This window comes from Kitasatospora sp. NPDC050463, from assembly GCF_040655255.1.
GTDB lineage: Bacteria > Actinomycetota > Actinomycetes > Streptomycetales > Streptomycetaceae > Kitasatospora.
The window spans coordinates 1-8,633 of record NZ_JBFAJO010000150.1 but is presented as its reverse complement, the minus strand read 5'-3'; the positions used below and the strand labels follow the sequence as shown (position 1 = coordinate 8,633).

The window sequence follows — 8,633 nt, the reverse complement described above, 5'->3', positions numbered from 1 at the left end:
TCGCCATCGCGCCCCACTACAGGACCGCCCCGACCAACCCTCCGACCAAGGTTCCCCGAGCCTGGAATCACTAAGTCACTGGTATTGGGGCTAGTACCGCCGTCCCGGGGGCGGGCCACCGGCCCACCCCCGGGACCCCTCGCCCCCGGCGCCCCTTGCCCCCCGGGGCCTTGCCCCGAACCGCCGAGGCGCCCGGATCACCGAGGCGCCCGGATTGCCCCGAAAGCTGAGTACGCGTACTCAGGCGTCACCGCGGCCGCGCGGCGCACCCTGGAGGGGTGCTCTGGTCAGACCCCCGCGACGAGCCATCCCCGGAGGCCCGGCGGATGCAGGAGAGGCTGCGCCGCGCCGGCCATGTGCTCGCGCTCTGCCTCCTGCTGATCGCCGTCCTGCTGATGGTCTGAACGCCCCTCCCGAACCGTGCGGACGGCCACCGGGCCACCCCCTACCCTGGTGGGCATGACCGACCGCCGCACCCTCGTCCTCGCCTCCGCCTCCCCCGCCCGCCTCGGGCTGCTGCGCCAGGCGGGTCTCGACCCGCGCGTGGTGGTCAGCGGCGTCGACGAGGACGCGATCACCGCCGCCACCCCCGCCGAGCTCGCCCTCGTGCTCGCCGAGGCCAAGGCCAAGGCGGTCGCCGCCGAGCTGACCGCCGGCGAGCTGGTGATCGGCTGCGACTCGGTGCTGGAGCTGGACGGGCAGGCGCTCGGCAAGCCCGCTGACGCCGCCGAGGCACTGGCCCGCTGGCAGGCGATGCGTGGCCGGTCCGGGGTGCTGCGCACCGGGCACTGCGTGATCGACACGGTCACCGGCGAGCAGTCCTCGGCCACCGCCTCCACCACCGTCCGCTTCGGCACCCCGGACGACGCCGAGGTCGCCGCCTACATCGCCTCCGGCGAGCCGCTGCACGTGGCCGGCGCGTTCACCCTGGACGGCCGCTCGGCGCCGTTCGTCGAGGGCATCGACGGCGACCCGGGCAACGTCATCGGCCTCTCCCTGCCGCTGCTGCGCCGGCTGCTCGCCGACCTCGGCGTCCGGATCACCGACCTCTGGGCCTGACCGGCCGGCGGGCGGGCGGCGGCGACGGCCGCCCGTCTCCCCCGGAGGAGATCGTTCGAGGCACGTCAGGCTGCGGTCGGACGCCGTCACCGGTCCGTCACCGGTCCGTACCCGTGGCCGTCGCGGACGCCCGCTAGGCTGACCGCCGCCGTTCGAACGGGGAGGGGACAGGCCGATGACCGACAGTCTGCTCAACGTGCTGCTGGGGCTGGTGGCGAGCGCGATCAGTGCCGCGCTCGGCTGGCTCGCGCAGAACCTGCGCCGCCGCAGGCGGCTGGAGCGGGTCCGCTCGTTCTTCGGCCTGCCGGCCGGCAGCGAGTGCCTGATCGTGGTGAACCGCAGCGTCGGGGTCGGCGCGCACGCCCGGACGGTCACCCGGCGCGACGCCTACGCGCTGATGGAGCTGGCCGCCCTGGTGAAGGAGTGCGGCGCGCAGACCGACCTGGTCGCGCACGACGCCGTCCACCGCGGTCTGGGCGCCAAGACCGAGTTCTGCTTCGGCGGCCCGAGCAGCAACGAGCGGATGGCCGCCCACCTGGCCTGGGGACTGCCCGGGGTGACGGTCACCAACGGGGCGGACGGGCCGAACAACGTCATCGTGGCGGGCGACCGGACGTTCACCGTCGACTGGGACAACGAGGTGTACGCGCTGCTGGCGCGGCTCTCCACTCCCGAGGGCGGGCGCCCGGTCTTCCTGATCTCCGGCCAGACCGGAATCGCCAACCACGCCGGTGTCCGCTACCTCGTCGCCAACCACCGCCGGCTCGCCCGCCGGTACGGTGAGGACGGCACATTCGCCCTGGTGCTCAAGGTCGTCAACCCGAAGGCCTACGGCCCCGATGTGGTGGAACTGGCCGCCGACGTCACCGCGCGTGCCCGCGAGCGGACCGCCGTCACGGCCCCTGCCGGGTGAGTGTGGCCAAGGCCACCGTGCCACCGCGCCGACCCGCCGCCGTCCGCACGGGACGGCGCCCGGCGACGGCACCGGCGGCCACCTGGGCAGACCCCGATCCGGTCGCGGGTCGGGCCCCGAAACGCATCACCCTCCGTGTGGGATAGTTCACAACCTGGGGCTACTCGCCGGTACCACCCAGAAATCCATAAACTCGACCAGGTTCAAGAAGGGAGCCACAGTGCGCAAGGTGCTCATCGCCAACCGCGGAGAAATCGCCGTCCGCGTCGCCCGGGCCTGCTCGGACGCCGGTATCGCCAGCGTCGCCGTCTACGCCGAGCCGGACCGGGATGCGCTGCACGTCCGCGCGGCCGACGAGGCTTACGCGCTGGGCGGCGACACCCCCGGTACCAGTTACCTCGACATCGCGAAGGTCCTGAAGGCCGCCGCCGACTCCGGAGCGGACGCCGTCCACCCCGGCTACGGCTTCCTGTCGGAGAACGCGGACTTCGCCCAGGCCGTCCTCGACGCGGGGCTGACCTGGATCGGCCCGCCGCCGCAGGCCATCCGCGACCTCGGTGACAAGGTCACCGCCCGGCACGTGGCGCAGCGCGCCGGTGCGCCGCTGGTCGCCGGTACGCCGGACCCGGTCTCGGGCGCCGACGAGGTCGTCGTCTTCGCCCAGGAGCACGGCCTCCCGGTCGCCATCAAGGCGGCGTTCGGCGGTGGCGGCCGCGGCCTGAAGGTCGCCCGCACGCTGGAGGAGATCCCGGAGCTGTACGAGTCCGCGGTGCGCGAGGCGGTCGCCGCCTTCGGTCGCGGCGAGTGCTTCGTCGAGCAGTACCTGGACAAGCCCCGGCACGTCGAGACCCAGTGTCTGGCCGACCAGCACGGCAACGTGGTGGTCGTCTCCACCCGTGACTGCTCGCTGCAGCGCCGGCACCAGAAGCTGGTCGAGGAGGCGCCCGCGCCGTTCCTCACCCCCGAGCAGAACGCGGAGCTCTACCGGGCCTCCAAGGCCATCCTGAAGGAGGCCGGCTACGTCGGTGCCGGGACCTGCGAGTTCCTGGTCTCCCAGGACGGGCTGATCTCCTTCCTGGAGGTCAACACCCGCCTCCAGGTGGAGCACCCGGTCTCCGAGGAGGTCACCGGGATCGACCTGGTCCGCGAGATGTTCCGGATCGCCGACGGCGAGGAGCTCGGGTACGACGACCCGGAGGTTCGGGGTCACTCGATCGAGTTCCGCATCAACGGCGAGGACCCGGGCCGCGGCTTCCTGCCCGCGCCCGGCACGGTGACGCTGTTCGCGCCGCCGTCCGGCCCGGGTGTCCGGCTGGACGCGGGTGTGGAGAGCGGCTCGGTCATCGGCCCCGCCTGGGACTCGCTGCTCGCGAAGCTGATCGTCACCGGCGCCACCCGCAAGCAGGCGCTGCAGCGCGCCGCCCGCGCGCTGTCCGAGTTCAAGGTCGAGGGCATGGCCACGGCCATCCCGTTCCACCAGGCGGTCGTGACCGACCCAGCGTTCGCGCCCGAGGTGCACGGCGGCGACGGGCCGTTCACGGTCTTCACCCGCTGGATCGAGACCGAGTTCGACAACACCATCCCCGCGTTCGCCGGTGCGCCCGGTGAGGGCGAGGAGGCCGAGGGCCGGGAGACCGTGGTGGTCGAGGTCGGCGGCAAGCGGATCGAGGTCTCGCTGCCGTCCTCGCTGGGCGTCGCGTCGGCCCCGGCGGCCGGTGCCGGCGGTGCGGCCAAGGCCAAGCGCCGGGTCGGCGCCAAGAAGGCCGGTTCGGCGGTCAGCGGTGACACGCTGGCCTCGCCGATGCAGGGCACCATCGTCAAGGTCGCCGTCGAGGAGGGCCAGGTCGTCGCCGAGGGCGAGCTGATCGTCGTCCTGGAGGCGATGAAGATGGAGCAGCCGCTGAACGCGCACAAGGCGGGCACCGTGGTCGGCCTCAAGGCCGAGGTCGGCGGGAGCGTCAGCAGCGGCGCCGCGCTCTGCGAGATCAAGGACTGACGGCTCCGGCCGCCGGACCGGTCCGTACGCCCCTCGGGGTGTGCGGACCGGTTCCGTTTCCGGCCCTGGCGGCACCGGCCGACGGCACCGGTCCACGGCGGCACCGAGCTGTGCGGGTGCCGGTCGGCGGCGGCACCCATCGGTGCGGGTGCCGGTCCACGGCGGCACCGAGGTGTGCGGGTGCCGGTCAGCGGCCGCGCGGGACGGCCCCCAGCTCGGCGAGCCGGGCCGGCAGCGGGCCGCCCGGCCCGCCGGGGCCGCCGTGCGCGCCGGGGCGGCGCTGGCCGGGCAGCGGGGCACCGCCGGGCGGCGGGGCGACCCGCCGGGCCAGCGGGCCGGGCTGGGTCTGGTGCACGGGCCCGCTGCCGGTGCCGTGCACGGGGGCGTCCGCGGTCGCCGCGGCGCCGAGCGGCGCCAGGTCGATCTGCACGCCGCAGTCGGCGAGCGCGTCCAGCTCACGGGCGGTGGCGTCGTCGGCGGTGGCGGCGTGCTCGTCGGTGACCAGCCGGGTGATGGTCTCGGTCGGGACGGTCTGGAACATGGTGTCCGCGCCGAGCTTGGTGTGGTCGGCGAGGACGATGACCTCGGCAGCCGACTGCACCAGAGCCCGGTCCACGCTCGCGGAGAGCATGTTCGTGGTCGACAGCCCGCGCTCGGCGGTCAGCCCACTGCCGGAGATGAACGCCTTGGAGACCCGCAGCCCGTGCAGCGACTGCTCGGCGCCGCTGCCCACCAAGGCGTAGTTGGAGCCCCGCAGGGTGCCGCCGGTCATCACCACCTCCACCCGGTTGGCATGGGCCAGCGCCTGGGCCACCAGCAGGGAGTTGGTGACCACCGTCAGCCCCGGCACCCGGGCCAGCCGGCGGGCCAGCTCCTGGGTGGTGGTACCGGCGCCGACCACCACGGCGTCGCCCTCCTCCACCAGGCCCGCGGCGAGATCGGCGATGGCGCTCTTCTCGGCCGCGGAGAGGTGGGTCTTCTGCGGATAGCCGGGTTCGCGGCTGAAGCCGCCGGGGAGCACCGCGCCGCCGTGCCGGCGGTCGAGGAGCCCTTCTGCCTCCAGGGCCCGTACGTCACGACGTACGGTCACTTCGGAGGTCTGGACGACGCGGGCCAGTTCGCGGAGCGACACAGCTCCGTTGGCGCGCACCATTTCGAGGATCAACTGGCGACGTTCTGCTGCAAACACAGAACCGACGGTAACGTGTGTGACCGTCTGCTTTCAGGCGTTTGCAGCTAGTAGCGGGAATTGCTCACGCACGAGCGGCGCGTGACCGTACAATACGCGCCGTCAGCACCCCGGGACTGCGCCCGCCGTCCGGGTGACGCCCCTCGCTGCGCGAAGGGCGGCCGCCGAACGGCAGCCGCCCTCAACTGTGCGCCGGTGGCTCAGGATTCGCCGTCGGCGCGCTTGCGGATGTGCAGCTGGCGGGCGGCCTCGGCGGTCGAGCCGGAGACGGACGGGTAGACGGTGAAGGCACTGGCCACCTGTTCGACCGTCAGATTGGCGTCCACCGCGAGCGCGATCGGGTGGATCAGCTCGCTGGCCCGCGGGGCGACCACCACGCCGCCGACCACGATGCCGGTGCCCGGGCGGCAGAACAGCTTCACGAAGCCGTCCCGGATGCCCTGCATCTTGGCCCGCGGGTTGCCGCGCAGCGGCAGCTTGACCTCGACCGCGTCCATCTTGCCGCAACTCACGTCGGCGGCGGTGTAGCCGACGGTGGCGATCTCCGGGTCGGTGAAGACGTTGGAGGCCACGGTCTTCAGGTTCAGCGGCTGCACCGCGTCGCCGAGCGCGTGGTACATCGCGATCCGGCCCTGCATGGCCGCCACCGAGGCGAGCATGAAGACACCGGTGCAGTCGCCGGCCGCGTACACGCCGGGGGCGCTGGTGCGGGAGACCCGGTCGACCTTGATCTGACCCCAGTCGTTGAGCTTCACCCCCGCCTCCTCCAGGCCCAGCTCGGCGGTGTTGGGGATCGAGCCGACCGCCATCAGGCAGTGCGTGCCCTTGATCACCGTGCCGTCGGAGAGCGTCACCTCGACGTGGTCGCCCACCCTCTTGGCGCCCTCGGCCCGGCTGCGGCTCATCACGTTCATGCCGCGGCGGCGGAAGACCTCCTCCAGCACCTCGGCGGCGTCCGGGTCCTCACCCGGCAGCACCCGGTCGCGGCTCGACACCAGGGTGACCTTGGAGCCGAGCGCCTGGTACGCACCGGCGAACTCGGCGCCGGTGACGCCGGAGCCGACCACGATCAGCTCGCGCGGCAGCTCCTCCAGGTCGTACACCTGGGTCCAGGTCAGGATCCGCTCGCCGTCCGGCTGGGCGTCCGGCAGTTCGCGCGGGTGCGCGCCGGTGGCGATCAGCACCGCGTCCGCGCGCAGCGACTGGACGCTGCCGTCGGGGGCGTCCACCAGCACCTCGCGGGAGCCGTCCACGGCCTGGCCGCCGCCGCCGAGCCGGCCCCGGCCGCGCAGTACGGTGACGCCGGCCCGGGTCACCGACTGGGTGATGTCGTGGGACTGCGCGATGGCGAGGCGCTTGACGCGTCGGTTGACCTTGCCGAGGTCCACGCCGACCACCCGGGCCTGCCGCTCCAGCGGCGGGGTGTCGTCGGCGACGATGATGCCCAGCTCCTCGTAGGAGCTGTCGAAGGTCGTCATCACCTCCGCGGTCGCGATCAGCGTCTTCGACGGAACGCAGTCCGTGAGCACCGCCGATCCGCCCAGACCGTCGCGGTCGACGACGGTCACCTCCGCGCCGAGCTGGGAGGCGACGAGCGCCGCCTCGTAGCCGCCGGGTCCGCCACCGATGATCACGATCCGAGTCACGCCCCCATTGTCCCGTACGCCGAGCGCGCCGCCACGCCGGGGTCGGGCTCCTGTCCGATCGCACGACCGCCCCGGACCGGCCGGAGGCCGGCCGCGGCACCCCGGTGCAGGCGCCCCCGCCCCGCCACTTCCTCCGTCCCCCGGCCGACGGACGGTCTAGGCTGCACCCCATGTCCCTCTACGCCGCGTATGCCACGAACCTCGATGCACGGCAGATGACCCGCCGCGCTCCGCACTCCCCCTTGCGCGGTACCGGGTGGCTGGACGGCTGGCGGCTCACCTTCGGCGGCGAACAGCTCGGCTGGGAGGGCTCGCTGGCCACCGTCGTCGAGGACGAGAAGGAGCAGGTCTTCGTCTCGCTGTACGACGTCGCGCCGATGGACGAGGAGGGCCTGGACCGCTGGGAGGGCGTCCAGCTCGGCATCTACCGCAAGATCAAGCTGCGCGCGCACACCCTGGACGGCGACATCCCGGTCTGGACGTACGTGCTCAACGACTACGAGGGCGGTCTGCCCGCGGCCCGCTACCTGGGCCTGGTCGCCGACGCCGCGGAGAGCGCCGGCGCTCCGCACGACTACGTCCTGGACCTGCGCCGCCGCCCCTGCTGACCGGTCGCACGGCGTGGCCGCGGTACGCCGGGGGCCGCACCGGTGCCGGTCCGCTCGGACGACGACCCGCCCGTACCCCGGCGCGTCGCGCGACGCGGCTGTGCGTTGCTCCCGTCCGGGGACCGGAACCAGGCCCGCGAGCTGTACTTTCACGCCATCCGGGTAACGATCCGGCACGTCGCGCCAGGAATTTCTACGCGCGTAGCCGATTCCCGTCTATCCTCGGACGTGTGAACGCATCTCCTCAGTCGGTCGTCTCCGCCGACCCCTACGCCGCCGCCCAGGCCGCCGCCGAGCGCCTGCGCGAGCTGACCGGCGCCGAGCGCCACGACGTCGCCCTGGTGATGGGCTCCGGCTGGGTGCCGGCCGCCGACGCCCTCGGCGAGACCGTCGCGGAGTTCCCGGTCACCGACCTCCCGGGCTTCCCCGCCCCCGCCGTGGCCGGCCACGCCGGCACGATCCGCTCGGTGAAGATCGGCGACAAGCGCGCCCTGATCTTCCTGGGCCGCAACCACTACTACGAGGGACACGGCGTGGCCACCGTGGTCCACGGCGTGCGCACCGCGGCCGCCGCGGGCTGCGGCATCATCGTGCTGACCAACGGCTGCGGCGGTCTGCGCGAGGGCTGGGTCCCCGGCCAGCCGGTCCTGATCAGCGACCACATCAACCTGACCGCGGACTCCCCGATCGTCGGCGCCAACTTCGTCGACCTGACGGACCTCTACTCCAAGCGACTGCGCGACCTCTGCCGCGAGGTGGACTCCACCCTCGACGAGGCCGTCTACGTGCAGTTCCGCGGCCCGCACTACGAGACCCCGGCCGAGGTCAACATGGCCCGGGTGATCGGCGGCGAGCTGGTCGGCATGTCCACCACGCTGGAGGCCATCGCCGCCCGTGAGGCCGGCTCCGAGGTGCTCGGCATCTCGCTGGTCACCAACCTGGCCGCCGGCATCACCGGCGAGCCGCTCAACCACGCCGAGGTCCTGGAGGCCGGCAAGGCCTCCGCCGAGCGCATGGGCACCCTGCTGGCGAAGGTCCTGGAGCGGATCTGACCCGGCGTGGGTCCGACGGTTCCCGCGCACCGCGCGGCGGTGATTGTCAGACCCGGCCCGACGCACAATCGTGAGCGACGGGGTCCGCGGGCGCCGCGACGTCGGCGTACTGCGACGGGAGGTCCGGCAGGCCGTCGGGGCCGCCGGTGGTCGCCGCGCGGTAGGCCGCC

8 protein-coding genes are annotated in these 8,633 nt (G+C 73.4%); 6 read left to right on the top strand and 2 right to left on the bottom strand.

The window, feature by feature from the left end; all coding sequences use genetic code 11:
• Positions 1–278 precede the first annotated feature (278 nt).
• The 4 genes from AB0J08_RS40245 (at position 279) to AB0J08_RS40230 (ending at position 3,968) form a co-directional block, all read left to right on the top strand.
• Positions 279–404, top strand: coding sequence for a hypothetical protein (locus AB0J08_RS40245; RefSeq protein WP_360644713.1), 126 nt, complete (start codon positions 279–281; stop codon positions 402–404).
• A 55-nt stretch (positions 405–459) separates the two neighbouring features.
• Positions 460–1,059 carry a nucleoside triphosphate pyrophosphatase gene (locus AB0J08_RS40240; RefSeq protein WP_360644710.1) on the top strand — a complete coding sequence of 200 codons (600 nt, stop codon included), beginning with the start codon at positions 460–462 and terminating at the stop codon, positions 1,057–1,059.
• Between the two features lie 175 nt (positions 1,060–1,234).
• Complete coding sequence (locus AB0J08_RS40235) at positions 1,235–1,972, top strand: hypothetical protein (RefSeq protein ID WP_360644707.1); 738 nt, start codon at positions 1,235–1,237, stop codon at positions 1,970–1,972.
• Between the two features lie 220 nt (positions 1,973–2,192).
• Complete coding sequence (locus AB0J08_RS40230) at positions 2,193–3,968, top strand: biotin carboxylase N-terminal domain-containing protein (protein ID WP_360644704.1); 1,776 nt, start codon at positions 2,193–2,195, stop codon at positions 3,966–3,968.
• A gap of 187 nt (positions 3,969–4,155) precedes the next feature.
• On the opposite strand, the gene AB0J08_RS40225 is transcribed toward AB0J08_RS40230, so the two are convergent.
• Together AB0J08_RS40225 and AB0J08_RS40220 are read right to left on the bottom strand one after the other, a co-directional pair.
• Complete coding sequence (locus AB0J08_RS40225) at positions 4,156–5,157, bottom strand: DeoR/GlpR family DNA-binding transcription regulator (protein ID WP_360644701.1); 1,002 nt, start codon at positions 5,155–5,157, stop codon at positions 4,156–4,158.
• 200 nt (positions 5,158–5,357) lie between these two features.
• Entirely contained in the window at positions 5,358–6,803 is a 1,446-nt protein-coding gene (locus AB0J08_RS40220; RefSeq protein WP_360644698.1) for an NAD(P)H-quinone dehydrogenase, read from the bottom strand.
• 170 nt (positions 6,804–6,973) lie between these two features.
• Between AB0J08_RS40220 and AB0J08_RS40215 the strand changes: the two genes are divergently transcribed.
• Together AB0J08_RS40215 and AB0J08_RS40210 are read left to right on the top strand one after the other, a co-directional pair.
• Positions 6,974–7,411, top strand: a complete 438-nt coding sequence (locus AB0J08_RS40215) for a gamma-glutamylcyclotransferase (protein WP_360644695.1) — start codon at positions 6,974–6,976, stop codon at positions 7,409–7,411.
• A gap of 230 nt (positions 7,412–7,641) precedes the next feature.
• Positions 7,642–8,463, top strand: a complete 822-nt coding sequence (locus AB0J08_RS40210) for a purine-nucleoside phosphorylase (protein WP_360644692.1) — start codon at positions 7,642–7,644, stop codon at positions 8,461–8,463.
• Positions 8,464–8,633: the final 170 nt, after the last annotated feature.